This is a genomic window from Occallatibacter riparius, from assembly GCF_025264625.1.
GTDB lineage: Bacteria > Acidobacteriota > Terriglobia > Terriglobales > Acidobacteriaceae > Telmatobacter > Telmatobacter riparius.
Window position 1 is genome coordinate 3305118 of sequence record NZ_CP093313.1, and the last position, 25853, is coordinate 3330970.

The following is a 25853-nucleotide window of genomic DNA, read 5'->3' on the forward strand; positions in this document are numbered from 1 at the left end:
CGGCTGCAACTTGGCGCTGAGCGGCTATCCCCATAGGTATTAAATCACCTCACAGGGACCGCTGTATTGATCCGGCTCCCCTTTTGGACGCCGCGAATCACGATTCGCTTCCGGGAAATGCCGGCACCCGTCGGTCCTTCAGCCAGAATTCAGCTAAGCCCCATAGGCTACGATCAATAGCAGTTCAGGAGGGTGCGTTTCCCTATGGCCCGTTTCTTGCTCGGACTTCTCATTGGAATCATCGCGGTTCCCCTCTGCGTCTTCGCCTACTTCAAGTGGGGCAAGGTGCCTGTGGCCGTCAACGATCCGCCCTTCCCGCAGGAGCGCCTGATTACGGCCGGGCCGCTGAGCGCGCGCATCGATCGCGAACTGGTCAAGAACCCGCCTATCCAGCCCAACGAGGAGAACTTCCTCTCCGGCGCACACATTTACGCCGACCAGTGCGCCGTCTGCCACGGGTTCCACGGCAAGCCGTCTGTCGTTGGCACGCATGAGTTCCCCACGGCGCCCGCCCTGTGGGAGAAACACCGCCGCGGCGATGTAGTCGGCGTCAGCGACGATCCGCCGGGGGAGACGTATTGGAAGGTCATCAACGGCATCCGCCTCACGGGCATGCCGGCCTACAAAGACGTGCTCAACGACACCCAGGCGTGGCAAGTGAGTTTGCTGCTGGCCAACGCCGACAAGCCGCTGCCGCCCTCCGTCGTGTCCATCCTGAATGGCGAAACCACGACCCAGAGCCCGATGGGCCCTGTGCCCGTGGGGCCGGCACAAAAGTAAGAGAAGGAGATAACCATGGGACTGGGTTCGACTATCAAGAAAGTACTGAAGATCGCGCTCATGAGCCTAGGCGCGTCCAGTCCTCAGAAAAAGCCGTCTACACCGAAATCTGATTCAAAATCCGATTCCGGAGCGGTACACTGAGCGCGGTCATGATCCATGTGGCTCCTTGAGCTCATGTTCGATCTCGTTGCCGCGGCCATCGAAGCCTTCGATACTGTCACGCGTGAAGACCTGAAGAACCGCAACGATCGCGGCCTGCTCAAGAAGTCCTCTGATAAGTACGTCTGCTGATCGCGACCGTTCCCGCTCTTACTCCATTCATTTCATTGCGCCCCCTCCATTCTCCGTGCAATCATCGCTACAATTCACACGTTCCCCGGGGGTCGGAGTGCGCCGCACGGTCAGCTTCCTCCTGCTCATCTTCGCTACGCTGGCCTTGTCCACCTCCGCGCAGGTCTTTGATCTCGCGCAGGACCGTGTTCCCATCACCGAACTCCACGGCATGGTTCGCTTTCACACCGGCGACGATCCCCACTGGTCCGATCCCGCGTTCGATGATTCCCAATGGCCCCTAATTTCCCCTGACAGGAGCTGGAGCGAGCAGGGCTACAGGGATTACGGCGGGTTCGCATGGTACCGCTTCAGAGTGATGCCGGCGCCCGGCCATCGACAGCTTGCCCTTTATATCCCCGGCATACGCACCAGCTACCAGGTGTTCGCCGACGGTAACCTGGTCGGCTCATTCGGCGGCTTTCCTCCAGACGGCGTCGTTATGCGGCTACACCATCACCTGGTTCTGCTGCCCGCGGAGCACGGCGGCGAAATGGAGATCGCCATCCGAGTTTGGCACTGGCCGCATTGGGCGATGTACTTCGGCGGAGGATTTACGGCTGCGCCGCGTATCGGCGACGCCGACCAGCTCAGGTACTGGGCAATGCTCCAAGACAGGGACACCTTCTGGGAACTGTCTGCACAGGATTACCTCGCCCTGCTCAATTTCCTCTATGGTGCCGCCGGGCTGGTTTTGTTCCTCATGCGACGCAAGGAGCGCCTTTACCTTTGGTACGGCTTGACCGGCTTTTTGTTCTGCGGCTGGTCGCTCATGAACGTTTACACGGCGTCTCACGACGTGCCGGAGATCGCGAGCGAAGCGTTAACGAACGGTCTGTTCGCGACCGCAGGATTCTTCACCTTCCTGCTCTTCGTCTGGACGATGCTGGAAGCCGGCGCACCATTTGGATCTGGGTGGGAGTCGCCTGCATCGCGCTTGACCTGATGATGTGGACTCTGCCCCCGCTGCTGCGTCTGCCGGTCTCTGTCGGCAACTTCATCTTCACGCTCATCAATCTGCCCTTCACGCTGATGCCTGTGATCCTGCTCATCCAGGGGTTCAGACGCGGCCATCCCGACGCCCGATTGCTCCTGATTCCGGTGCTTTTGAACACGATTGCCAACTGGATTAATGACGCGCTTTGGGCAATCGCCACTCGCGGCGGCACCTGGATTGTGCCTTACCGCACCTTTTGGAACAGGACCTTCAGCTGGCCGTTCAACTTCGGCCTTTACGAGCTGTCGATTGCCATCCTGCTTCTTGCCATTCTTGCCGTCGTGGTGCTTCGTTTTGCCCGCTCGCGTCGCGAAGAGGAACACATGAGAGGCGAGTTGGAAGCGGCCAGGGCAGTGCAGCAGGTGCTGATTCCGGATGCAATTCCAACTATTCCTGAATTCGCAATCGAAAGCGTCTACAAGCCCGCCGGCGAAGTTGGTGGCGACTTCTTTCAGATACTCGCTACTCCTCAAGGCGGTGTGCTTGTCGTCATCGGCGATGTCAGCGGCAAGGGTATGCCCGCGGCCATGACCGTATCGCTCCTAGTCGGCACGTTCCGCACGCTGGCGCACTTCACGCAAAGTCCAGGGGAGATACTGCGCGCCATGAATCAGCGCATGCTGGCACGCTCTGCGGGAGGCTTTACCACCTGCCTGGTGCTGCGCGTCGATGCCGACGGCGCCCTCACCGTCGCCAATGCCGGCCATCTGGCGCCCTATGCCGATGCTCAGGAACTGCAGATCGAGAACGGGCTTCCGCTTGGATCGATGGCCGACGCCCAATACACGGAATCGCAGTTCAAACTGCCGCCCCGCGGCCGCCTCACTCTCATGACCGACGGCATTGTGGAAGCGCGCAACAAGAGTGGGGAACTCTTTGGTTTTGAGCGAGCGGCGAAGCTCTCTTCCGAGCCAGCAGAAAGAGTCGCCGAAGCAGCCCAGAGGTTTGGCCAGGAGGACGACATCACCGTGCTCACGATTTCGCGGGCGGCTTCCGCTGAAGAGGTGCCGGGGGCAACACGGAGATCTGCATCCTTGACCATGTCGGTAGAATCCAATGAAGCGATATGACCGAGAGGAATGAACCCGTGACCAGCAAGAATGAAGGGAAGAGTTTCTGGCGCGTGTTCTTCGACTGGTTCATTCTCTTCAGCGGCATCTCCACCGCTTCAAACCTCTCGCGCACCCGCAAGGCCCCCGTGGTCGGCCGCGGCCTTTTCCTGTTTCGCAAGCGCGAGAAGCACTGAAGTTTTCAATTTGGGATCTCGGGCCGAATCGAAACCGTCCAAAATTCCTTGTGACGCGAAGCACAGCCGGCGGTGTGGTTTCATCGCACACTGAACCCAGAGGGAGTTTTGTGTGGCTCTGATTCTGCGCCCACGCAGGATGCGCAACGGGACTTCCTGCTTCGGAGGTGGGACGTGGAGTTGGTTTTAACTGAGATCGGGGTGGTTTTCATGATCATGGCAGTCTTGGCTCCTGTGCTGGAAGCATGTACATTACACAGGTTCCCGCGGAGGACGCTCCTTCCGGGTGGGCTCGCGATGATTCTGGGAGTTCTCCTGCTGGCTGCTGCGGAATAGGCCGGCGGCTTCAAATTCCACCTAAAGTCCAACGACGTGCGGGCCCGGCGGCGATCCCGGGGAGTTTCGCTGCTTTGCGGCCTTAATAAGTCCGAATCTCCTTCCGGCCTCACACGCCGAGTGCGCGGCGTTTTAAAATCAAACTATGTCGCTGACTCGCCAACAGGCCCTCGAATACTTCCAGTCCTCTGATCTCATCGGACTGGGCATGGAGGCGGACTCCGTTCGCCGCCGTCTGCACCCCGAGGGCGTGGTCACCTACATCATCGACCGCAATATCAACTACACCAACTTCTGCACCGAGTACTGCACCTTCTGCGCCTTCTACCGGCCGCTCAAAGGACCGAAGGCCAGCGAGGGCTACATCCTCGACTTCGAGAAGATCTACGAGAAGATTGCCGAAACGGTGGAGATGGGCGGCACGGGCGTGCTGATGCAGGGCGGCATCCACCCGGACCTCAAGATCGACTGGTTCGAGAACCTGTTCACGGGCATCAAGCAGCGCTTCCCGCAGATCTGGCTGCACTGTCTGTCAGCTTCTGAAGTCCTGGCCATCGCTGAGTACTCCAACCTGGATCTGCGCACGACGATTGCGCGGCTACGTGACGCCGGCCTGGATTCAATTCCCGGCGGCGGAGCTGAGATCCTCGACGACGACGTGCGCGAGCGCATCGCACGGCTCAAGTGCCGCACCGAGGATTGGCTCAGCGTGCACCGCACGGCCCACCAACTCGGCATGCGCACCACCGCCACCATGATGTTCGGCGTAGGCGAAACCTGGGAGCAGCGCATCAATCACTTTGAGGTTGTGCGCCGCCTGCAGGAAGAGACCGGCGGATTCACCGCGTTCATCCCGTGGAGCTTCCAGCCTGGGCACACCGCACTGGGCGGTCGCGGCTGGGACGAGGCTACCTCTGTTGAATATCTGAAGGTGCTGGCCATCTCGCGGCTCTACCTCGACAACATCCTCAACGTGCAGGCGAGCTGGGTTACGCAGGGGCTCAAGGTGCTTGAGCTCGGCCTCCATTTTGGCGGCAACGACGTAGGCTCGGTGATGCTGGAAGAGAACGTCGTTAAAGCTGCGGGAACTTCGAACTGCACGACCGAAGAAGAACTGCGGCGCATCATCCGCGATGCCGGGTTCAAGCCGGTGCAGCGGGATACGCTGTATCGGACTTACTTCCTGAATTAGCTCGAGATCATGCCGGGAACATCACTGATACGACGGGTTCGCTACGTTGTCAGCCGAGCGTTTATGGCGGGCGGGGTTGGCGTGGCAGTCATTGGAGTCGGTTTCGCAATTCACACAACTCTGTTCTTGCGGAGTGCGCTGTCTGCAACGGGTACTGTCGCTGAACTTCAGTCGCTGAAAGACGATCAGAGTGGTGGGATCGTGTATTCACCCATTTTCCGATTTGCGGCAGCTGACGGCCAAACGTACACGATCACTTCAAGCACGGGATCAAACCCGCCATCGTTCGTCGTGGGGCAGACGGTTCGGGTGCTCTATGAGCGCGAGCATCCAAGCGATGCCTTGATCGACTCATTTGGGCAGCTCTGGCTCTTTCCACTTATCTTTTGTCCACTTGGGATTGCCTTTGCGGCGGCCGGCTATCTGGTGCTGAGATTCGATCGCAGGCTCACGGTGCAAATGGCCGCCACAGCCTTATAGAGCCGAGAGCCACTTTGCACCTAAGAAGCGATCTGATTACATCCCCTTCTGCAGAACCCAGGTTGTCATACATCGCTGATCCTGGACTATCGTCGTCTTCAGCGGATCCACGAGCGTTCCGCCCAGCTCTGCCGTAAGGTCCAGCAGCATCTTCTGGTCGACGAGGAACCACTCGGATCTTCCTACCGCGAAGATTCCCGGCCGCAGCTCCGGGAAGGTCATGCCGATGCGCGAGGCTAGGCGGCAGAACAGCAATCCGCCCGGGCGCAGAACGCGACCGAGCTCGCTGAGCATCGCGCGGAAGTGCTGTTCATCGCGAGCGAAGTGAAGGACCGCGCTGCATATCACCAAGTCCGCGAAGCCGTCTGGAAATGGCATCGACTCTACTGGTCCGATGGAGAAGTTCTCGGGCGGCAGGTCCTGCTGCAGGGAGGCGGCAAGCCTCCGTACCGCGCTGATGGCCGCTGGGTCGGCATCGATACCGAAGACCTCAAAGCCCTGGCGCAGCAGGTAAACGAGATTCCGGCCCACGCCGCATCCGGCATCGAGTACGCGCATTCCTGGCGTGATATTTCCGCGAAGGATTTGATCGAAGAGATAGATGTCGATCTGTCCGAACTGCTCTCGCAGGGTCTGTGTCATTCCGGTCAACTCACTTGATTTGAGCAGGATAGCCGGTTGGGAGGATCGCGTCCATCAGGGAGCCGGGCTGTGGCCTCGGAAGGTGCTAGCTTGTTCAGTTTTGGAGGTGTTTACTCGAAAGTAAAAACGAGCATTCGCTATTGCGAGGAGGGATTTTGCCTCTATGGAATCTAGTAGATTGCTATTCTATTTGGATTGTGTCCATTGCGGAATTTTTGGCGAAGATTTGGAGAAGTAAAAACAGGGGGAGGGGTAGCTAATTTTCTAGTAACCCCATTTACCTTCCAGTAACTCCAGGCCGTTCCTAGTCATGGATTTCCCAACGGGTCGATTATGACGGAACCGTGGGCGGCGACGCTGTATCGGGCGTCACAGAGTGTAGTGATGCCGCTCTTTTGTTCATCTTCCCCTTTACCGACCAACTCCGTTAACCTCGTATGAACACGCATCTCACCCAGAGGGTCCCCAGAAATCTTAGGAGCCGTAGCTTTCCGAATGCTTCAAACTGCCGCACATCTGCTCTCGCTTGCCTTTCCCGCTGAGTTCACCCCCGGCGCCCGCTCGGCCGTCCGAACCTGCCTGCGTATCCAGCCGGAAGAGAAGGTTACGCTGATCACGGACCGCGTCACTTCGGAGATCGCCGCCTCCATCGCGCGCGAGCTTGAAGAGCTGGGCTGCCGCTGGAACGGGTACATCCTTGAGGACCTGGCGCCGCGCCCGCTCACCGACATGCCGGGGGCCGTCCTGGAAGACATGGAGACTTCGGATGTCTCGATCTTTGCCGTGCAGGTGCAGCAGAACGAACTCCGCTCGCGCATGCAGATGACCGATGTGGTGAACCGCCGCCACATGCGGCATGCTCACATGGTCAACATCACGCCCGAGATCATGTGCGACGGGATGCGCGCCGATTACGACCAGGTCGACCGGCTCTCCCAGCAGGTGCTTGATCGTGTCCGCAAAGCGAAGCGCATTCGCGCCACGACGGCCGCCGGAACCGACATCACGTCTGACATGAATCCCGATTACAAGTGGTTCAAGACCTCTGGGATCATCTCGCGCGAGAAATGGGGCAATCTACCGGGGGGCGAATGCTTCACCAGCCCCGGCGAAGTCAACGGCGTCTTTGTCGTGGATGGGGTAGTTGGCGACTGGCTTTGTGCGCGCTATGGCCTGCTGGAGGCTACGCCGCTCACGATCGAGATTGCACAGAACCGCATCGTGCGCTGCTCCAGTGAGAACAAGGATCTGGAGCGCGACTTCTGGGCCTATACCCACACCGATGAGAACTCCGACCGGGTGGGCGAGTTCGCCATTGGCACCAACATCGGCGTGAAGAAGGTCATTGGGAATATTCTGCAGGACGAGAAGTTTCCGGGCATCCACATCGCCTTCGGCAACCCGTATGGCGAGCACACGGGGGCGCCGTGGCGCTCCGGCACGCACATTGACGTGGTCGGACTCGGCTTTAACATCTCGCTCGAATACACCGGCGGCGAAACCGAACCGATCATGCGCGACGGCAAGTTTCTGATCAGCGCCTGATCCTAGACTGTCCGCGTCCGGTCAAGCTTGTCCGCAAGCGGCCACAGATGATCTGGAGCGAGATGGGGAAGTTCAACAAATACGCGGGTTGCACGTTCAAAGATCTGGATCGGCGATTGCAAATGTATGTGTGGACGCAAAAAGCGTTCGAGGAGCGCCCTTGATCCGGAAATTATGGCTGTGCTCACTGCTTGTTGCATTTGCCCTCTCAACCCTGCCGGCGTCCGCGCAGACTGCCGCACATCCTGACCCCCTCTTCAACACCATCAAGGCGCAGGATGCGAAGCTGTTTGACGCTTATAACCGCTGCGATCTGGAAGCCCTGGGATCGATGGTTGGCGATGATCTGGAGTTCTATCACGATCTGACAGGGCTCTCCAAAGGGAAGGCGCCTTTTCTCGCGGCTATCAAACAGAACATCTGCGGAAAGGTGCAGCGGAGTTTGCTTGAGAACACGCTGGAGGTGTATCCGCTGAAGGGCTACGGCGCGGTCGAGATCGGGATCCATCGATTCCACCATCCCAACGAGCCGGCCAATGTGGGAGACGCCAAGTTCGTGAACATCTGGCACAACGATAATGGCCACTGGAAGATCTCGCGCGTGATTAGCTACGAACACAACGAAGGACTTCTCGCGAAGTGATCGTCGTTCTGCCTGAAAGTCCAAACTGCATGCCCGCAGCAGCGTCTCATTACCGCTGATTGCGAAGGCTGGTAGTTCTGCCGCCGATTAGCGTGTGCGCGCATCCAAGCAATACACTGAGATTGGAGCGCTCTTATCGTATTGCGGAATATCATTTCGGGGCTGCTCAAGCTGAGGCTTTTGTCCGGCGCAGGCTGGACGCGTGTCAGGCTAAGCAGGATGCTGCTGGCGCTTGTGGCTGTATGCGTGCTCAGCTCGCCCATAACCCAGCGGCTGTGGGCATGGGATGGATTTCTGCACGGTGGCCAGGACTTTGAAACCGGCGCCTTGTTGATCCTTCTCTCACTCTGCCTGGTTCTGGTGCTGGTAAGAGTGTGCAAATCAGCCTTTGAACGCATGCTCGCTGGTCTTTCGGGCAGGGCTTTCATGTGCCGCACTGCTGCGGAACTCGCTCCGCTTCGCGTGGCGCTCGCAATCCTTCCGTTAGGGTGGGACGCGCACGCTGTTTTCAGCCTGCCTCTTCAGATCTGATTCGTTTCTACCGGCTTCACCTGAGTGGCTGCCTCGCGGCCATTTGCCTGTCGACGTAGGTTTATCCGCCTTGAAATGAAGCGGAGAGGTCATGAAAAAGTCTGAGGTTGTTCGCGCTTGGGGACGCATCCTTACGGGGCGCGCACCATCTTTATCTATCGAAATCACCAAAGAATGCCCTCTGCGTTGTCCTGGTTGTTACGCGTTCGATGACGCGCACCTGGGCGGCTCAACCGGTCTGCGCGAGCTGTCTGATTTCAAGGGAGATGAACTGGTCGCCAGGGTTTTGGCCGTAGTGGATCAACACAAGCCGGTGCACCTTTCGCTCGTGGGTGGCGATCCCCTGGTCCGCTACCGGGAACTGGAGCGACTTTTCCCGGAGCTGGACGCCCGCGGCATTCACACGCAGGTGGTCACGAGTGCGTTCCGTGTCATTCCGGCGGAATGGATGCGCTGGAAAAAACTGAATATCGTGGTCTCAATTGACGGCTTGCCGGCCGAGCACGACGTGCGCCGCAAGCCTGCCACTTACGAACGGATTCTCAAGAACATTGAAGACGCTCGGGTTACGATCCACTGCACCATTACATCGCAGATCGCCGGGCGGCCGGGCTATCTGGATGAGTTTCTCGCGTTCTGGACGGTGCGCAACCAGATATCGAAAGTGTGGTTCAGCCTGTTCACGCCGCAACGCGGCGCCTCGGACGCCGAAATGCTGAGTCCTTTGCAGCGGGCCGCGGTTCTGGCGGATCTGCGCCAGTTGCGGCGCAAATACCAAAAGCTCGAAATGCCTGAGGCCCTCATTCGAGAGATGGAGCATCCGCCTGCGAGCCCGGCGGAATGCATCTTCGCCCGAACTACCGAAACCATCTCAGCCGATTTGAAGTCGCGCATCACACCATGCCAGTTTGGCGGCGATCCCGACTGCCGCCAGTGCGGATGCATTGCCTCCATGGCGCTTGCGGCGGTGGGACATCATCCTGTGCTGGGGGCGCTGAACGCCGGGCATCTGTTCAAAGCTTCGGATCGCGTGGGAAAAGTGCTCAACCGAATGCGCGGCGGCCTGGCGCAAGCTGCACCCGCGGCGCATTTCAACTCGCCTTTCAACATCCTGGAGCCTTGAAGGGCAGAAGAGGCAGACGGAGCTCCCGGAAAAAATTCAAGGGTTGGAGCGCGCTCCACTTGAAGCCTGCACTCGGACCCAGCATCTATGGTGGTGATATGGCGACAACGACGACATCGACTTCGCTTCGCACGCTCGGCAACTCTGACCTTCAACTCACACCGATAGGCTTTGGCGCCTGGGCGATCGGCGGCGGTAACTGGGAATTTGCGTGGGGCCCGCAGGAGGATGACGAATCCATCGCGGCAATTCAGCGCGCCCTCGAACTCGGCGTCAATTGGATCGATACTGCTGCGATCTACGGCCTCGGTCATTCCGAAGAGGTGGTAGCCAAAGCGCTGAAGGGCTGGTCGGGACCGCGCCCCTACGTCTTCACCAAGTGCTCGATGCGCTGGCACGAGGACCGCTCGATCTGGCGTTCATTGAAGGCGGATTCGTTGCGCGAGGAACTCGAAGCCAGCCTGCGGCGTCTGCAGACGGACGTGATCGACCTTTACCAGATCCACTGGCCGAATCCTGAGACGGAAATTGAGGAAGGCTGGGAGGCTCTGGCGCGATTCAAGGAAGAGGGCAAGGTTCGCTGGATCGGCGTTTCGAATTTCAGCGTGGAGCAGATGAAGCGCGTGCAGAAGATCGCGCCCATTACGAGCCTGCAGCCGCCCTACTCGATGCTGCGGCGCGCCATTGCAACGGAGATTTTGCCCTTCGCGCAGGCGAACCAGATCGGGGTCATCAACTACTCGCCTATGCTCTCGGGCCTGCTGACCGGCGCGATGACGGCTGAACGTGCCGCTTCGCTGCCTGGCGACGACTGGCGCCGCCGCAATCCTGAATTCAACGAGCCTCGCCTCAGCCGGAATTTGAAGCTGGTGGAGCTTCTGCGCGAAATCGGCGCAGGCCACAATGTCAGCCCCGGAGTGGTCGCCGTGGCATGGACGCTTCACCATCCGGCGGTGACCGCGGCGATTGTGGGTGGCCGAAGCCCGCAGCAGGTCGAGGGAGTTACTCCGGCACTCCACTTCCGCCTCACCGACGAGGAGTACGCCCGGATCAAGGCATTCCTGGCGGAGATCGGCGCCTGAGTCACCGGCAGGTTACCAGACAGCAAAAAGCCCGGCTGGAAAGCCGGGCTTTTTGTCTGGAGGAGGAGGGTAACTACATTGCGGCGACGAAGTCGGGGAGGATGCCCGCCGCATGATCCTGGAGGAGGGCGGTCAAGCGAGCTGCCATTCCTGCATAGAGGGCCGCGGCGCGAAACGCATTCACGCGGACTCCTTCGCTAGCCTTGGTGAATCCGTACTGTCCGAGCGCCATCAGCACGCAAACCCTGATCTGCATTGCGTCGCTGCGCAGGGTCTCAATGACGAGGCGATCAACGCCGGCGTCGTGCCGGGCGGCAAAGTCAGCCATCTCAAGCATGACACGGGAGTTCTGGTACATGACCCAGAGGCCGCGGGGGCCTTCCATGCGCTGCCAGGCGTCATCGGGAGTGGCGTTCACGCCTTCCTTCCACAGGAACTGGTCGCTGAGCTCCCGCGCGCTCCAGTCGGGCCGCAGCCGCGCCAGGAGCGAATCCCAAGTCTGATTATTGCGTCTCCGCACCGCTGCGCGCCAACGACCGAAGTAGAAGGCCAAGGCAGCAAAGGCGAGAATTTGAATCATCGGCAAGATCATCAGTGATCCCCAGATCGTTCTTTGGTAACCGCTAATCGCACACGCTTACTCGTTCGTTACGGGACGTTCACTTACTAGTAGCAGAATACGTCACCATTACGCCATATATTTTCTGTCGGTTCAAGGGTTTTTCATGGTCAGGAAGTACTCAAAAGGACTATGTACCTAGGTAACGGGTGATTACCACGGCTGGGTTAAATTCGAACACCAGGTGGGCAAGCGAACGGTCGCGCCGGGATTTTCCATGAGGCCTGCATCGCGAGAGGCGCGCTTGGATCGGGATGGAAAGTCGACATGAAGGGCTGGGTTCGCCGCTAAACCCGCCTAGCGTTTGACCTTGCGTCGTTCCTCTTCAAGGCCGACCCGACCCGCGCGGGCGGCGCCCGCTACGGTAAACAACAGGGTCTGCATACGCGGGGAGAACTCCTGGCGGGGGGCTTCCTGCTGGGAGAAGCTGATAACCCAATAGACCAGGGAGCACACGTAGCTGGCGGCAACCATAATGTCGATGGCGTGAAAGAGTGCCTGGGAGGCGTGATGGGTGTGGAGCATCGTGGCACCCAGGAGCATGAGCGAATAGAAGCCAAGTCCGGTGGCGATCTGCAACTCACGGTTGCGCCAGCCGATGCCCAGAACCTGGCTCATTGCGGCGAGCGCGAGAAAGTAGAGAATCCGCAGCGTGGCTGAGGTTTGCTGGATGCGGAGCGGAGCGACCCAATCCTTAGGCACATGCAGGCCAGCCACACCGGTGAAGGGCCATATCGCGCATCCGACAGCGATCACGCCGATTGCGATTCCGAGCAGGATTTTGCGGGAGAGCGAAGAGCGGTACGGCCGAATCACTGACCAGGTGAGCTCGATCAGGACGGCGAGGAGCACGAGCGTGTCGATCGTATTTCCGGTCACATAGTAGCGGAAATATGCCTGACTTGAATATCCGTAGCGTGTCCCGACGAACCGACTTGCGAGGTCGCTGCTGAGGTTCCAGATGCAGAAGATCAGGAAAACTGGCAGAGGGCGGGCAATGCGCCGGTGCACGAGCAGGACGATGATCACTGCTTCGAGCGCGACGCCCAGGAGCCACAGCGCGGTTTCTAACACTGATAGCCTCCGCCCTTCGATGGATCGAATGGCCCGTACGCCTCTAGGTAGACGCAGGATACTTTGAGTCTATCAGCGAAGTCAGATAATTTTACTAGGCAAATGTTGGTCCCGGCGGTGTCGGGGCAGGCGTCATCGGTCCGGCGAAGGTGGGTCCCGGCGGCGTGGGAGCAGGCGTCATCGGGCCAGCGAACGTGGGCCCCGGAGGCGTGGGAGCGGGCGTCATGGGGCCGGCGAAGGTGGGTCCCGGCGGCGTGGGAGCAGGCGTCATCGGGCCAGCGAACGTGGGTCCCGGCGGTGTCGGAGCGGGCGTCATGGGGCCGGCGAAGGTGGGTCCCGGCGGCGTGGGAGCGGGCGTCATCGGGCCAGCGAACGTGGGTCCCGGCGGCGTGGGAGCGGGCGTCATCGGGCCAGCGAACGTGGGTCCCGGCGGTGTCGGAGCGGGCGTCATCGGGCCGGCGAAGGTGGGTCCCGGCGGTGTGGGAGCAGGCGTCATCGGGCCAGCGAATGTTGGTCCCGGCGGTGTGGGAGCAGGCGTCATCGGGCCAGCGAACGTGGGTCCCGGCGGTGTCGGAGCAGGCGTCATCGGGCCAGCGAATGTTGGTCCCGGAGGCGTGGGAGCGGGCGTCATCGGGCCAGCGAATGTTGGTCCCGGAGGCGTGGGAGCGGGCGTCATCGGTCCGGCGAATGTTGGTCCCGGAGGCGTGGGAGCGGGCGTCATCGGGCCGGCGAATGTGGGTCCCGGAGGCGTGGGAGCAGGCGTCATCGGTCCGGCGAACGTGGGTCCCGGCGGCGTGGGAGCAGGAGTCATCGGTCCGGCGAACGTGGGTCCCGGCGGCGTGGGAGCGGGCGTCATCGGGCCAGCGAACGTGGGTCCCGGCGGCGTGGGAGCAGGTGTCATCGGCCCGGCGAATGTTGGCCCCGGAGGCGTAGGGGCAGGCGTCATTGGGCCAGACGCGAATACGTTGTGCGCGAACGCAAAAAGGGAACAAGTAACTACACTGCGAACAATCAATGTGCTTGAATTCATGACACCCAGGCTCCTAACAGTAAGGCTTTGTACGAAAAGAGTAACCCAGATGTGCCAGCACATATACAACAAAGGTAACTTTTTTATGATTCTTTAGGAGGTTACCGTAATTTTCCGGGGTGTATAAACCACTGAATTAGATGTGACCGGAGATGTATCTTCCTCCAAATAACATGGAGGCGGGCATAAGCTGGCCTCTTGAGGGGGGAAGGTGATCGCAGAGTTACGAGAAGCATTCAATCGCGAGTATTCGGCGAAGAAGTATGAGGCACTGCTGGACATGCTGGAGGAGCGGTGCGGATGTCGAGTGGAGTTTCGCGTGGCCGAGACGCCGATTTTTCTGGAACGGGCCTTGCTGGAAAGGATGGCGAAGCTCGGGGCGGACATGACATGCGAGCTGATCGCGGATCCGGTGTATATGGAGGCGGCGCAGCGGGCGATTCCGGCGGAGTACCGGGTGGCGGGGCAGTGCCGGCATCCGCACTTTTTGACGGCTGACTTTGCGCTGGTGCGGGAGGCGGGTGGAGAGTTGACGCCGCGGCTGGTGGAGATCCAGGCGTTTCCTTCAGTGTATGCCTACCAAGCGGTGCTGAACCGCAGCTATCTCCAGGCATACGGGCTGGATGACAAGCGGTTTGGCTGGTATCTGAGCGGGCTGGATCGTGATGGGTTCTGGGAGTTGCTGTCGCGGACAGTGCTGGGCGGGCAGGACCCGATGTATGTGGCGCTGACGGAGATCGATCCGGAACACCAGAAGACGCGGCCGGATTTCGAGATTACGGCGAAGAGGCTGGGTATCGCGGTGGTGGACATACGGCGCCTCGAGGCGGAAGGCAATAAGCTCCACTACCGCAATGCGCAGGGGAAGCTGATACCGATCCACCGCATTTACAACCGAGCGATAGCCGATGAGCTGATTGCGCGCAATGTGAAGTTGCCTTTCGATCTGACAAAGAAGTGGGATGTGGAGTGGGCCGGGCATCCCAACTGGTATTTCCTGATCAGCAAGTTCTCGCTGCCATGGCTGACGCGCAAGGGCGGGTGGGACCGGGTGGTTCCGCCGGCGGTGTTTCTGGACGAGTTCCTGAACGGCGATGGTCGGCAGAGACTGGAGGCGGCAGGGGTAAAGCTGCCGGCGGCGGGGCCGGATGCCCTGTATTCGGAGCTGCTGTTGAAGCCGCTGTTCTCGTTTGCAGGGAAGGGGATTGAGTTTGAACCGACACAGGCTCGGCTGGAGGCGATCCCCGCGGACGAGCGGAAGGGGTACCTGCTGCAGCAGAGGATGCGCTTTGAGCCGACGATCGAGACGCCGTTCGGGATGACGCAGGCCGAGATTCGGATCCTTTATCTATGGCCCGACCGGGGGACGCTGCGGGCGGCGCTGCCGCTGGTGCGGCTGGGCCGGGGCAAGATGATGGGCGTGGACCATAACAAGAACCAGGAGTGGGTGGGCGGATCGGCGGCGTTTTATCCGAAAGGCAGGGAGTAGAAGGACAGGGACAAAGGGACAGAGGGACAAGCAGGATTGCGGAGTGCGCAACGGCTTCAATACGTTCTCCTTCAATTGCGGCGTGCTCTTCGCTCCTAAATGAGTTCCGCGGTCGGCCCTCGAAAAGCCGCTGAGCGCGATTCGCGCAGTCGGTCGCGTCCGCGGGGTATCCCAGCGGTCGTCCAACTTTTGGCATGTCACATTCCTCAACCCTATCCCGTCCCAATATTGAAAACTGGGAAGGGAAACGATGAGACGAACTTTCGCCATTACTCTCTGCATTGTGGCCGCAGCCGCGCTTTTCGTGGGCCTCGTACACATCGTTCTTGTGGCGGCGCATCTCTCTGAGCCGGCAGCGAACACGGTCCACGGTCTTACGATACGGAGGTTGTGGGCCACGGCGGCGTCGTTGCTGGCCCTCGTGGCGGCGGTGGGAGGAGGGATATCCCTCGCGCGTGCGTTCAATCGCTCGCATGCGAACTCTACTCGGCGTTTCGCCTTTTCGGCTCTGATCGCTGGTTCCGTAGCTGCTGCCGCTGGCTGGCTGAATCTCGCTTATGCACGCGGCGGTCCTGGCACCGGTAATGGAGTTGTCGGCGGCGCTGCGGCCTTTGTACTGGGGCTCGTCGCCGTGGCCCTTGGCGCAATAGCGCTTGCTCGCTTTCGTCGGACGGCTCTCAATCCGAGGCAAACAACGTGAGTACCGCAACCGCGATCACCAACCCTGAGGACAGTTTCGAACCGCACCGTCGTCGTCTACTTGGTCTTGCGTATCGAATGCTCGGTTCGATGTCCGATGCAGAAGATGCAGTGCAGGAGACCTATCTGCGCTGGCACGCGGCCGACCGCACCAAGGTTTCTGAGCCAAGGGCATTTCTCATGACGACCACCACCCGAATATGCCTGGACATGCTGACCTCTGCTCGCGCGCGCCGCGAGGAATACGTGGGCCCCTGGCTGCCGGAGCCTGTCTTCGATACGGCTGCGCTCGCGCCCGACAAAGGTACAGAACTGGCCGAGGACTTATCGATCGCGCTGCTCCTCATCCTCGATAACTTGTCGCCGCTTCAACGCGCAGCATTTCTGCTGCATGACGTGTTCGATTTTTCATTCGCCGAAATTGCGATCGCCCTCGGCCGCAGCGAGGCCGCATGCCGGCAGCTTGCCTCCCGTGCTCGCGTAAACGTGCGCGCGGCACGCCCTCGCGGAACCAGCGTGTCTCCGGCACGTCCAGGCGAAATCGACCGGAAACATGCCGAACTTATGTCCGCATTCGCTGCGGCTACAGCTGCGGGAGATCTCAATGCCCTTATGCAGGTTCTCGCCGCCGACGTGCGCGTTGTGACCGATGGAGGCGGAAAAGTTCGCTCAGCGCTCAATGTGATCGAAGGCGCTGATCGCGTTGCAAATTTCCTGGTGGAGGTTACCCGCAAGCGCCCCGATGCCTGGTGGCAAGACGACTTCCGGCTGCGCATGGGCACCGTCAATGGTCTTCCCGGTCTCATTGTGGATTCTCCCGGTGGGCCGGTACAAACGACGGCGTTCGAAATTGAGCATGATCTCATTCGCGCAGTCTATGTTGTGCGCAATCCGGACAAGTTGCGCCATCTGGCCGTGGGCAGACGCCCGACCGCGGGCGAGTAAGCGAAATGTGAATGCAATCTCTATCAGCGGAGTGACTGAAATGACATCCACCCAGCCATCTCAAAATATGTCTTCGCAATCATCCTCATCCGTGGTCTCCATTGTCGGTGTGTGGGGTGTTCGCTATCAGGTCAGGGATGTTCAGCGCGCGATTTCGTTCTACACGCACATGCTTGGATTCAAGCTCGACATGCAGGCTCCGCCAGCTTTCGGCCAGGTATCGGTGAGCGGTCTCAAACTGATCCTTAGCGGCCCCGGAGCATCGGGATCCCGGCCGATGCCTGACGGGCGCGAACAGGAACCCGGTGGCTGGAATCGTGTGCTCCTCCAGGTGCAGGATCTGCCTGTGCGCATTGCCGAGCTCAAAGCTGCAGGTATGCGCTTCCGAAACGAAATGGAGGCCGGACCCGGCGGGAAGCAGATCCAGATTGAAGATCCTGATGGCAACCCCATTGAGTTGTTCGAGCCTGCCGGTCGCTAGGTGCCGCATGCGTCCCAAGTGGCGGCGCTCGAGTGCGCGCCAGTGGCGTTGTCGGCGCTGCCAGGTACGTCGCGCCGCCAGAAAAACAATGGCCGCTGCACAGGGCAGCGGCCATTGCGTTGTTTCAGTTCTCGGCTATTTGCCGGTCAGCGGCTCGAGCCGGAACTTGTATTCATATTCCTTCGCGGGTATCGTGAACTCCTTGTGCACGGGGGCGCCCCAGCTATCGTCGCCTGCGACGCCCATCTGCAGATAATCCAGATTCACGGTGATGTCGTCTGAGTACTCCACCTCGGCTGAGTGCTTGTGCCCGATGTTGACCGGCACCTTCTCGTGTTCGATCTCCGACATGCGGAAGGGCCACGCGCTGAAGTTCAGGAGCGGCATGCCTACAGCCTTCAGGCCAAAGCCCTGGTCGTCCGTGATCGACACCCAGCGGATATCGGAACGATTGCCGGTCTCCTGAGGCTCCACGTAGGGGAACCACATGCGCTCGACCGTGTCACGGTAAATGCCTACGGCCGCGCCGAGTTTGCGGTCCCAGTAGTTCTCTTGCGGACCGCGGCCGTACCACTCCACGTTCTTCAATGACCCGATTACCCGCATCTGCATGCCCAGGCGCGGCAGGTCCGGAACCGGTGTGTTGCCGGGCTTGAACGAACTCTCTACTTCCACGGAGCCATCGCCGTAGATGGTGTACACATAGTTCTGTGTCGCGCCGCCTGCCGGCAGAACATTGCGAGCCGTGATGCGGACGATGTTCGGGGCAACCTGTTCACCGTGCACGCTCACCGTGGTGCGGTGAATGCCCGCAAGCTGCCACACGTTTTGCCGCCGCGGCATCGCGTTGCCGCGATCATTATCAGTAGGCGCGCGCCAGTAATTTGGCTCCAACGGTGCGGTCAGCAACTCCTTGCCGCCCACGTTGTAGGACGAGATCGAGCCGGAGTCCATGTCGACCGCAATGGAGAACTTCTCGCTGGTCGCCACCAACTCGCCCGGAATTCTCGCGAGCGTCACCTGGGGCAGATTCTTCACGTCGCGTTCCGGGGCTGCGGCGGTTTTGAAAGGCACTGCGAACTGATCCCAAGCGACAACGTGACCTTTCGGCGCCCACGGTGTGTCCTCGGCCAACTCGAACTTCACTGTCAGCAGGTACTCCGCGCCGGGAGTGAGGCTCGGCTGCTTCATGCCCAAGTCCACTTCCTTGTCGCTCCGCGGAGCCACATCGCCCAGCGGGACCTCACCATTTTCAACTTGCTTGCCGTTCTCCTCAAGCACCCATGTGCCATGCACAAAGCCAAGGTCCTTGAAGTTGTACTTATTCTTGACGCGGAGCTTGCCGCTCAACAGGTCTACAGCTTCAACCTTGATGTCGGCATAGGATTTCTTCACTTCGGTGAGACCGGGATGCGGCGTGCGATCCGGCAGCACCAGACCGTTGGTGTTGAAGTTGTCGTCGTTCGGTTTGTCGCCGAAGTCACCGCCGTAAGCCCAATAGTCCTTGCCGTTCGCGCCTTTGCGCCGCACGCCCTGGTCCACCCAATCCCATATGAAGCCGCCGTGCGCCCACTCTTTTGACTCGAACAGGTCCCAGTATTGCTGGAAGTTTCCGGTGCTGTTGCCCATGGCGTGCGCATATTCGATTTCGAAGAAGGGACGGCCGTTGCCGTACTTCGCGTAGTAGGACTCGATGTCCTGGGGCCTCGCATACATGGGGCTCAGCGCGTCGCCGTGATGGCTGTTTCCCGGTTCAAAGATGATGTAGAACTCAGGATGGTGCTGTTTGGCCCACTGCTTCGCGGCGGCGAAATTGCGGCCGTAGCCTGCCTCGTTGCCCATGGAAAAACCGATGATCGATGCGTGGTTCTTATCGCGCTCGATGGTGCGGGTCATACGGTCCACAATGGCGTCCAGATAGTCCGGCCCATCGGAGATAGGCTGCACCTCGTTGGATCCGTATCCGTGAGATTCGACGTTGTTCTCGTCAAGGATGTAGAGCCCATACTCGTCGGCGAGGTCATACCACTCGGGCACGTTGGGATAGTGGCATGTCCGCACCGCGTTGATGTTGTTCTGCTTCATCAGCTTGATGTCCGCGATCATTGACTCGCGCGTCATCACCTGACCCAGATCCGGATCGAACTCATGCCGGTTCACGCCTTTGATCCACAGCTTCTTGCCGTTGAAGAGCATCTGGTCGCCTTTGATCTCCGACCACTTGAAGCCCACGTTCTGCGGGATCACTTCAAGCACGCCACCCTTTGCATCCTTCAGCGTGAGCACCAGCTTGTACAGGTTCGGAGTCTCCGCCGACCACTTCTTTGGGCTCTCCACTGGCTGCGCGATGTCGAGCGCAGTCTCCTTGCCCGCGGGAACCGTCAGCTTCTTCGTAGTGGTGAACATTGCCTTTCCATCGGCATCGAGCAACTTCGCTTCCAGCGTGGCCGGGGCGGCCTTTGTGCTGACGTTTTGCACCATCTCATGCAGCTTGAATGTCGCATTTTCATACTGCGCGTCAAACGGGGTCAGCACCTGGAAATCCCGCACGTGCACCGCGGGCCGCGACATCAGTTCAACGTTGCGGAAGATGCCGCTCATACGCCAGAAGTCCTGGTCCTCAATGTAGCTGCCGTCCGACCAGCGATAGACCTCAACAGCAACCGTGTTCTTCCCCGGCTTCAGATACTTCGTAATGTTGTACTCGGAGGTCATGCGGGAGTCCTGGCTATAGCCGACCTTCTCCCCATTGATCCACACGTAGTACGCCGAGTTCACGCCATAGAACACCAGGTACGTTTGGCGTCCATTCCACGCGTCCGGAATGGTGAAGTCGCGTCGATACGATCCGACCGGATCGCGCTGGTCATACGCCGTCCACGAGTGATCGTCGGGTGTTTCGGTCACCTTGGGCCAGTCCCGCTTGAACGGATACGTGATGTTTGTATAGATGGGCACGCCGTAGCCCTGCATCTCCCAGTTCGACGGGACGGGAATCTCTTTCCAGCCGCTCACGTCGTAGTCCGGCTTATAGAAGTCGACCGGCCGCAGGTCGGGCTGCTTCACCCAGTGGAACTTCCACTGGCCATTCAGCGACTGCACCATGGTGGACTCTGCGCCCGCGCGCGTGGCTGAAGCCTCATCCGCAAATGGAATGTAGTGAGCTCGCGCCGGCTCCTTGTTGATGCCGAAGACGTGGGGATTCTCCCAATCAGGCAGGGCGGCGTTGGCGCTCTGCGGAGCAGTGCCTGGGTTCTGCGAGGCGGTTTTCGCGGTTTGCGCAACGTTTACAGTTCCGGATGCAAGCCCAAGCAAAAGGCAAGAGACAGCGAGTCGGTTCATAGGTACGTCCCGATCAAAGGAGAATTGGTGCAGACGCAGCAATTCTATCCTCCCGAGCGCACGACCCTACAGCACTCTTTCGCCGCAGAGCGCTGTAGGGTAATGGATCCCGAAGCGGTGTGTTGCCAGATCAATTAATCCGCTGCAACTTCTCCGATGCGCTCCTTTGTGCCTGTTGCGCGATAGCTGAAGACGCGTGCTCGCGCGATGGCCCCGGCCGGCCAGGAGCGTTTCCAGCGAATTCCGAATTCGAGCAGCAGCATGCAAATGGTTGCGGTGCAGAAAGCGAAACAGGCTATGCCGGCGGCGTAGGTGCCGGTGAGGTCCTTGAGCATGCCGAGAAGGGAAGGCAGGAAAAATCCGCCAAGTCCGCCAGCAGCACCAACGATGCCCGTGACTATTTCAATTTCAACCGGGAAGCGTTGCGGCACCATTTGGAATACCGCTCCATTGCCCATGCCGAGCATGCCCATGACGACAAACAGCAGCGGCACCACGACCATCACGGGAGGAAGCGTGCAGACCAGCAAGAGGCAGAGTGCGACCGCTCCGAAGAGACCCAGCAACATGCGGAAGCCACCGGCTTTATCGGAGAGCCAGCCACCGACAGGACGAAGAAAGCTGCCGGAAAGGACAACGATGGTGGTGAGGTCCCCGGCCGCGATTTTGCTGAGATGGTACTGATCGTGGAAGAAGACCGACAGAAAGCTGGTCATGCCGACGAAGCCGCCGAAGGTGAGGCTGTAAAGCAGGCAGAATCGCCATGTGTCGGCCGTGCGCAGAAGAGTGCCGTAGCTGCTCCAGGGTTTGGGAGCCGCTTTTGATGGGCTGTTTCGCGCGAGCAGGAAGAAGACTGCCAGCACCGCGCAGATGGGCAGCAGAGCCATCGCGAAGACGACATGCCATCCGTAATGCTGCGCGAGGCGCGGTCCGAAGAGCGTGGCGACGAGCGTGCCGGAGTTGCCGGCGCCAGCAATGCCCATAGCTAGTCCCTGATGCTCGGGCGGATACCAGCGCCCGGCGAGTGGAAGGGCCACGGCGAAACTTGCGCCGGCGATGCCCAGCAGAAATCCAACGATGTAGAGCTGCCAGAGCTGCGACGCAAAGTGCCATCCGAGGATGAGCGGAACGAGCGTTAGTGAGAGTCCGAGGATACCGACGCGGCGGCCGCCAAATCGATCAGCGAGGAGACCAAGGATGGGACGGAAGAACGAGCCGCCTAGCAAAGGCACTGCTGTGAGAAGTCCCTTTTGCGTAGCGGACAGGTGCATCTGCTCCGCGATGAAAGGCGTGAGGGGCCCGAAGAGGACCCACACCATGAACGATATGTCGAAGTAAAGGAATGCGGAAACGAGTGTAGGAAGATGGCCGCTCTTTGCGAAAGATGTTTTCTTCATGCGGATGGCTCCTCTTGTATGCGATAGCTGGATCAGGAATGTGCTGTGGGGGACTTTTCAACGCGCACGGCACACTGCTTGAAGTTGGGCTCGCGTGAGATGGGGTCGAATGCGCTCTGCGTGACCTGATTGGCGTTGGTTTCGGCAAAGTGGAATGGCAGAAACACCTGTCCCGCGGCGATGATCTCGGTTACGCGGAGCTCGACACGATTGACGCGGCCGCGGGCGGACACGATGTCGACCCGATCGTGGGGCTTGAGATTGAGCCTGACGGCATCAGTGGGATTCATCTCGAGCCAGGCACGCGGCGACAGTTGCTGCAGGATGGAGATGGCTCCAGTCTTGGTTCGAGTGTGCCAGTGTTCGACTGTGCGTCCTGTGTTAAGCACGAAAGGGAACTCGGAAGAGGGCTGCTCGGGAAAGGGCGCCCAGTGCGTTGGGATGAGCCGCGCGCGAGTGTCTTCGGTTTCGAAATGTCCATCCGCATAGAGCCTGCGCGTGCTTGAAGGATCGTCAGGCGAGGTCGCGGTGAAGGGCCACTGGATGCCGCCGGAAGACTCGATCGCATCGTAGGTCATGCCTGAGTAGTCGCAGAGCCGGCCGCTCGATACGCGACGCCATTCCTCGAAGGCATCTGAAGGCCGCTGCCATTGCGGGAACAGCTCTTCGCGACAGCCGAGCTTGTCGGCAAGCTGGAGGAAGATATCGAAATCAGAGCGCGCCTCGGCGGGCGGGTTGACGGCTTTGTTCACTTTGCTCACGCGGCGTTCTGAGTTGGTGTAGCTGCCCTCCTTTTCGCCCCAGATGGCAGCGGGAAGGACAAGATGAGCGAGTTCTGTTGTGGGTGTGGGATGGAAGCCGTCCTGCACAACGAGGAAGTCCAGATTGCCGAGAGCGTGGCGCAGCACGTCAATGTTGGGAAACGACACGATGGGGTTTGTACCGATGATCCACAGCGCGCGGATTCTTCCGGCGACGGCCGCTTCAATGATGTCGGGATAGGCGAGCCCGCGCGCAGCAGGGATGCAGCTGGCGTCGATGTTCCAGATCTGCGCCAGCTCGTTGCGGTGGTCTTCTGACTCAAACTTGCGATAGCCGGGCAGCGACGAACTGAAGCCGGCTTCGCGCGTCCCCATGGCATTGCATTGTCCGGTGATGGAAAACGGAGACGCGCCAGCGCGACCGACGCTTCCGGTAAGCAGCGCAAGGTTGTTGATCGCGTTTACAGTCTCGGTGCCCTTGGTGCTGTGGTTCACGCCCATCGTCCATCCGATGAACGGAGCGCGCGCGCCGGCACAGAGATGAGCGACGCGGCGGATGAGAGGCTCATCAAGACCTGTGATTCCTGCGGCATACTCCAGCGTGTATGGTTCGAGGGAGCTACGCAGCTCATCGAAACCGCTGGTGTGCGCGTCGACGTAAGACTCGTTGTAGAGGTGCTCGTCGATGATGACGCGGAGCATCGCATTGATAAGCGCGAGATCAGAGCGAGGCTTGATGGGCAGATGAAGATCCGCCATCATCGCTGTTTTGGTGACACGCGGATCCACAACGATGAGCGTCTTGCTCTTGTTCGCTTCGAGGCGTGTACAGAGAATGGGGTGGTTCTCCGCGATGTTCGCGCCGATCAGCAGGATCACATCTGCGAGTTCGAGGTCTTGGTAGGCGCCGGGCGGCCCATCGCTTCCGAAGGAGCGCTTGTAACCCGCGACTGCCGTTGACATGCACAGAGTGGTGTTGCCGTCGTAATGGCGTGTTCCGATGCCGAGCTGAACCAGCTTGCCGAGCGTGTAGAACTCCTCGGTGACGAGCTGGCCGGTGCTGATGACGCCGATCGACTCCGGACCGTGCTTCTCCTGTACTGCGCGGAAGCGTTCGGCCATTGTGCTTAACGCGTCATCCCAACTGACACGAGTGAGGGCTCCGTCTCTGCGCAATAAGGGGTAAAGCGCGCGGCCTTCGGCTTCAATGGCGTAATGCTCGGCCAGGCCCTTGGGGCACAGTTTTCCGCGATTGACCGGATGATGTGGATTGCCGCGCACGCTTACTACTTTGTTCTCGCGTACGCCGAGTTGCATTCCGCAACCGACCGAGCAATAACCGCAGGTGCTGTTCACCCAGCGCTCAGCGTGTTTGCGCGCGGACGTGTAGCCGAGCACCGGATCGTCTGCGTAGGCGTATTTCGCGGCGCGGGTGTCGAGGCCACTTCTGCTGCGGAACCATTGCAGAAGGCTCATGCGGCCTCCTGCGCGAGGTAGCCGCTGGCAATGTTGCTGGGCACGACGCTTACGAAGAAGAGATAGCGTCCAATGAATTCGCCGCCAAGGAGAAGGAGAAGGCCGAGCGTGCGGAAATAGATGCTGTCGGCGGCGACGATGAAGCTAACGCCCACGATGAGCATGAAGGCCCGTAGGAGCAACTTATTCAGCAGGACGGAGGAAAGCAGCTGCCAGCTCGCGAACAACTCATGGCGCGAGGCAAAACGCAACCAGAGAAGCTTGACGGCAACGGCGGCGGCGACGGCAACAGCGGCCAGCAGCAATGCGGTGTTCAGTGCATAGTGGCCATTGCTCAAAGCATCGGCCGCTGACACTCCCAGCAGGAATGTGGTTGCGAAGAACTCGAGGAAGGTGATGGGGCTGTTCCATGCGGGCCGGCCAGGCGCAAGGTAAAGCCGGGCACTCGCAGCTACGCCGCAGGCTCCAAGGAGCACAGTGCAAACACCGAAGAAACCCACGCCCGCAAGGCGGAAGAACAGTGCCGCCGAGTAGATGGTTGCGGCGGCTGCGAACAGCGTGAAGAGGAGTACTTCCCGGCTGAGCCAGGAGCGCCGCCACATTTTCATCGCGCGAGCAGCGTAAATAGGTCTGCCCAGGTGAAGTGTGGACGCGCTGAGAGCAGCGAGCGCGACGACCAAGGCGATAAGCGCCGCTGAATCGTGCGCACCTCTTCCGACAAGCTGCATCCATGCGATCGCTCCGAAGACGCCAACTGAGAGCTGCGTAAGCACGGTCATGAAAATCAGCGGCCAATGTGCATGTTCGATGCGCAGATGTGTGATATCGACCTTGCGAAGATCGCCAGGGGCGGATTTAGGAAGGGTGATGCGAGTTGTCGACAGGCTGTCATCGGCAGAAGGCATGCCGGGCGAGTTGGCGAGGGGCTTGTACTCCGTTCGCCAGTCGGCGATGTTGACAAGCTCGATCTGGATCGCATTTTCAGGGCAGGCTGAGACGCATGCGGGGCTCTGGCCGCGCTCCAGGCGCCCATAGCACATATCGCATTTGCCCACGACGCCGCGTTCCGGGTTGTACTGCGGGACTCCGTAGGAGCAATTCCAGGTGCAGTATTGGCATCCGATGCATGCGTCGGCGCTGTGGCTCACAATGCCGGTGAGGCCATCCTTGGAGTAGGCATCCACGGGGCAGCCGGTCATGCACGTGGGCTCCAGGCAGTGATTGCAGCCGATGGAGAGGTAATGGCGTTGCGTGAAGGGGTATGAGCCTCCTTCGATCTCGCCAACGCGTCTCCAGAGAATGTCGGCGGGGTTGCCATTCTGTTCATTGCAGGCAACCACGCAGCATTTGCAGCCAATGCACTTCGTCATGTCGAAGTGGAATCGGTATTGTTCCCCGGGGCCGGGAGTTGGTAATCCGTGTTGCAATGGCGCAGCTCCACAAAATGCTCCCGCGCCGTCAGTCTCTGGTGCGACTGGCGGGAAGAAAGCGATGGCGGATTCCTGCATTCGTTCGATCAGGGGAAGTTCCACGGTAGCTCCGTTGCGCGATGCGGCGGGGTTGCGAAGAGATACACAGCGGTCCACGCGAGAGCGAATCTCACGACGCGT

Annotated in this window: 23 protein-coding genes; 16 read left to right on the forward strand and 7 right to left on the reverse strand. The window is 60.0% G+C overall.

Going from position 1 to position 25853, the window contains the following annotated elements; genetic code table 11:
- Window positions 1-204: 204 nt before the first annotated feature.
- The 6 genes from MOP44_RS13325 (at window position 205) to MOP44_RS13350 (ending at window position 5364) form a co-directional block, all read left to right on the forward strand.
- Window positions 205-780, forward strand: coding sequence for a c-type cytochrome (locus MOP44_RS13325; protein ID WP_260796527.1), 576 nt, complete (start codon window positions 205-207; stop codon window positions 778-780).
- Window positions 781-1171: 391 nt separating this feature from the next.
- Window positions 1172-2059 (forward strand): hypothetical protein, encoded by an 888-nt coding sequence (locus MOP44_RS13330; RefSeq protein ID WP_260796528.1) that lies wholly within the window; start codon window positions 1172-1174, stop codon window positions 2057-2059.
- The gene (locus MOP44_RS13335; protein ID WP_260796529.1) at window positions 2059-3180 is read left to right on the forward strand and encodes a PP2C family protein-serine/threonine phosphatase; all 1122 of its coding nucleotides are present in this window, start codon (window positions 2059-2061) and stop codon (window positions 3178-3180) included. The genes MOP44_RS13330 and MOP44_RS13335 overlap by 1 nt, the downstream gene beginning before the upstream one ends.
- Window positions 3177-3356, forward strand: coding sequence for a hypothetical protein (locus MOP44_RS13340; RefSeq protein ID WP_260796530.1), 180 nt, complete (start codon window positions 3177-3179; stop codon window positions 3354-3356). Before MOP44_RS13335 ends, MOP44_RS13340 begins: the two co-directional genes overlap by 4 nt.
- Window positions 3357-3837: 481 nt before the next feature.
- Window positions 3838-4884 carry a cyclic dehypoxanthinyl futalosine synthase gene (gene mqnC, locus MOP44_RS13345; protein WP_260796531.1) on the forward strand — a complete coding sequence of 349 codons (1047 nt, stop codon included), beginning with the start codon at window positions 3838-3840 and terminating at the stop codon, window positions 4882-4884.
- Window positions 4885-4947: 63 nt separating this feature from the next.
- Window positions 4948-5364 carry a DUF3592 domain-containing protein gene (locus tag MOP44_RS13350; protein WP_449290009.1) on the forward strand — a complete coding sequence of 139 codons (417 nt, stop codon included), beginning with the start codon at window positions 4948-4950 and terminating at the stop codon, window positions 5362-5364.
- Between the two features lie 36 nt (window positions 5365-5400).
- Here MOP44_RS13350 and MOP44_RS13355 read toward each other — a convergent pair whose 3' ends face one another.
- Entirely contained in the window at window positions 5401-6006 is a 606-nt protein-coding gene (locus tag MOP44_RS13355; protein ID WP_260796533.1) for a class I SAM-dependent methyltransferase, read from the reverse strand.
- A gap of 495 nt (window positions 6007-6501) precedes the next feature.
- On the opposite strand from MOP44_RS13355, the gene MOP44_RS13360 reads away from it, so the two are divergent.
- The 5 genes from MOP44_RS13360 (at window position 6502) to MOP44_RS13380 (ending at window position 10930) form a co-directional block, all read left to right on the forward strand.
- Window positions 6502-7551: an aminopeptidase gene (locus MOP44_RS13360; RefSeq protein WP_260796534.1), complete on the forward strand. Its 1050-nt coding sequence runs from the start codon at window positions 6502-6504 to the stop codon at window positions 7549-7551.
- Between the two features lie 160 nt (window positions 7552-7711).
- Window positions 7712-8194 carry a nuclear transport factor 2 family protein gene (locus MOP44_RS13365; protein ID WP_260796535.1) on the forward strand — a complete coding sequence of 161 codons (483 nt, stop codon included), beginning with the start codon at window positions 7712-7714 and terminating at the stop codon, window positions 8192-8194.
- Window positions 8195-8335: 141 nt separating this feature from the next.
- Window positions 8336-8725, forward strand: a complete 390-nt coding sequence (locus tag MOP44_RS13370) for a hypothetical protein (protein ID WP_260796536.1) — start codon at window positions 8336-8338, stop codon at window positions 8723-8725.
- A gap of 91 nt (window positions 8726-8816) precedes the next feature.
- A complete protein-coding gene (locus tag MOP44_RS13375) occupies window positions 8817-9848 on the forward strand; it encodes a radical SAM protein (protein WP_260796537.1) in 1032 nt (343 codons plus the stop codon).
- Between the two features lie 98 nt (window positions 9849-9946).
- Entirely contained in the window at window positions 9947-10930 is a 984-nt protein-coding gene (locus MOP44_RS13380) for an aldo/keto reductase (RefSeq protein ID WP_260796538.1), read from the forward strand.
- A gap of 73 nt (window positions 10931-11003) precedes the next feature.
- Here MOP44_RS13380 and MOP44_RS13385 read toward each other — a convergent pair whose 3' ends face one another.
- Window positions 11004-11510: a hypothetical protein gene (locus MOP44_RS13385; RefSeq protein WP_260796539.1), complete on the reverse strand. Its 507-nt coding sequence runs from the start codon at window positions 11508-11510 to the stop codon at window positions 11004-11006.
- A gap of 336 nt (window positions 11511-11846) precedes the next feature.
- A complete protein-coding gene (locus MOP44_RS13390; protein ID WP_260796540.1) occupies window positions 11847-12623 on the reverse strand; it encodes a hypothetical protein in 777 nt (258 codons plus the stop codon).
- 164 nt (window positions 12624-12787) lie between these two features.
- On the opposite strand from MOP44_RS13390, the gene MOP44_RS13395 reads away from it, so the two are divergent.
- From MOP44_RS13395 to MOP44_RS13415, 5 genes are all read left to right on the forward strand, one after another.
- Complete coding sequence (locus MOP44_RS13395) at window positions 12788-13750, forward strand: hypothetical protein (RefSeq protein WP_260796541.1); 963 nt, start codon at window positions 12788-12790, stop codon at window positions 13748-13750.
- A 114-nt stretch (window positions 13751-13864) separates the two neighbouring features.
- Complete coding sequence (locus MOP44_RS13400) at window positions 13865-15142, forward strand: hypothetical protein (protein ID WP_260796542.1); 1278 nt, start codon at window positions 13865-13867, stop codon at window positions 15140-15142.
- 250 nt (window positions 15143-15392) lie between these two features.
- Window positions 15393-15842, forward strand: coding sequence for a DUF6223 family protein (locus tag MOP44_RS13405; RefSeq protein WP_260796543.1), 450 nt, complete (start codon window positions 15393-15395; stop codon window positions 15840-15842).
- A complete protein-coding gene (locus tag MOP44_RS13410; RefSeq protein WP_260796544.1) occupies window positions 15839-16786 on the forward strand; it encodes a sigma-70 family RNA polymerase sigma factor in 948 nt (315 codons plus the stop codon). The genes MOP44_RS13405 and MOP44_RS13410 overlap by 4 nt, the downstream gene beginning before the upstream one ends.
- Before the next feature lie 40 nt (window positions 16787-16826).
- Window positions 16827-17267, forward strand: coding sequence for a VOC family protein (locus tag MOP44_RS13415; protein WP_260796545.1), 441 nt, complete (start codon window positions 16827-16829; stop codon window positions 17265-17267).
- A gap of 135 nt (window positions 17268-17402) precedes the next feature.
- On the opposite strand, the gene MOP44_RS13420 is transcribed toward MOP44_RS13415, so the two are convergent.
- The 4 genes from MOP44_RS13420 to MOP44_RS13435 all read right to left on the reverse strand — a co-directional run bounded on the left by MOP44_RS13420 (window position 17403) and on the right by MOP44_RS13435 (window position 25613).
- A complete protein-coding gene (locus tag MOP44_RS13420) occupies window positions 17403-20609 on the reverse strand; it encodes a glycoside hydrolase family 2 TIM barrel-domain containing protein (RefSeq protein WP_260796546.1) in 3207 nt (1068 codons plus the stop codon).
- A 134-nt stretch (window positions 20610-20743) separates the two neighbouring features.
- Complete coding sequence (locus MOP44_RS13425) at window positions 20744-22006, reverse strand: nitrate/nitrite transporter (RefSeq protein ID WP_260796547.1); 1263 nt, start codon at window positions 22004-22006, stop codon at window positions 20744-20746.
- A 32-nt stretch (window positions 22007-22038) separates the two neighbouring features.
- Complete coding sequence (locus tag MOP44_RS13430; protein ID WP_260796548.1) at window positions 22039-24243, reverse strand: molybdopterin oxidoreductase family protein; 2205 nt, start codon at window positions 24241-24243, stop codon at window positions 22039-22041.
- On the reverse strand, window positions 24240-25613 hold the full coding sequence (locus MOP44_RS13435; protein ID WP_260796549.1) for a DmsC/YnfH family molybdoenzyme membrane anchor subunit: 1374 nt from the start codon (window positions 25611-25613) through the stop codon (window positions 24240-24242). The genes MOP44_RS13430 and MOP44_RS13435 overlap by 4 nt, the downstream gene beginning before the upstream one ends.
- Window positions 25614-25853 lie beyond the last annotated feature (240 nt).

Coding starts and splice junctions, on each gene's coding strand:
- MOP44_RS13325 (WP_260796527.1), top strand. CDS start 205: ATGGCCCGTTTCTTGCTCGGACTTCTCATTGGAATCATCGCGGTTCCC.
- MOP44_RS13335 (WP_260796529.1), top strand. CDS start 2,059: ATGATGTGGACTCTGCCCCCGCTGCTGCGTCTGCCGGTCTCTGTCGGC.
- MOP44_RS13340 (WP_260796530.1), top strand. CDS start 3,177: ATGACCGAGAGGAATGAACCCGTGACCAGCAAGAATGAAGGGAAGAGT.
- mqnC (WP_260796531.1), top strand. CDS start 3,838: ATGTCGCTGACTCGCCAACAGGCCCTCGAATACTTCCAGTCCTCTGAT.
- MOP44_RS13350 (WP_449290009.1), top strand. CDS start 4,948: ATGGCGGGCGGGGTTGGCGTGGCAGTCATTGGAGTCGGTTTCGCAATT.
- MOP44_RS13355 (WP_260796533.1), bottom strand. CDS start 6,006: ATGACACAGACCCTGCGAGAGCAGTTCGGACAGATCGACATCTATCTC.
- MOP44_RS13360 (WP_260796534.1), top strand. CDS start 6,502: ATGCTTCAAACTGCCGCACATCTGCTCTCGCTTGCCTTTCCCGCTGAG.
- MOP44_RS13375 (WP_260796537.1), top strand. CDS start 8,817: ATGAAAAAGTCTGAGGTTGTTCGCGCTTGGGGACGCATCCTTACGGGG.
- MOP44_RS13380 (WP_260796538.1), top strand. CDS start 9,947: ATGGCGACAACGACGACATCGACTTCGCTTCGCACGCTCGGCAACTCT.
- MOP44_RS13385 (WP_260796539.1), bottom strand. CDS start 11,510: ATGATTCAAATTCTCGCCTTTGCTGCCTTGGCCTTCTACTTCGGTCGT.
- MOP44_RS13405 (WP_260796543.1), top strand. CDS start 15,393: ATGAGACGAACTTTCGCCATTACTCTCTGCATTGTGGCCGCAGCCGCG.
- MOP44_RS13415 (WP_260796545.1), top strand. CDS start 16,827: ATGACATCCACCCAGCCATCTCAAAATATGTCTTCGCAATCATCCTCA.
- MOP44_RS13420 (WP_260796546.1), bottom strand. CDS start 20,609: ATGAACCGACTCGCTGTCTCTTGCCTTTTGCTTGGGCTTGCATCCGGA.
- MOP44_RS13425 (WP_260796547.1), bottom strand. CDS start 22,006: ATGAAGAAAACATCTTTCGCAAAGAGCGGCCATCTTCCTACACTCGTT.
- MOP44_RS13430 (WP_260796548.1), bottom strand. CDS start 24,243: ATGAGCCTTCTGCAATGGTTCCGCAGCAGAAGTGGCCTCGACACCCGC.
- MOP44_RS13435 (WP_260796549.1), bottom strand. CDS start 25,613: ATGACGAAGTGCATTGGCTGCAAATGCTGCGTGGTTGCCTGCAATGAA.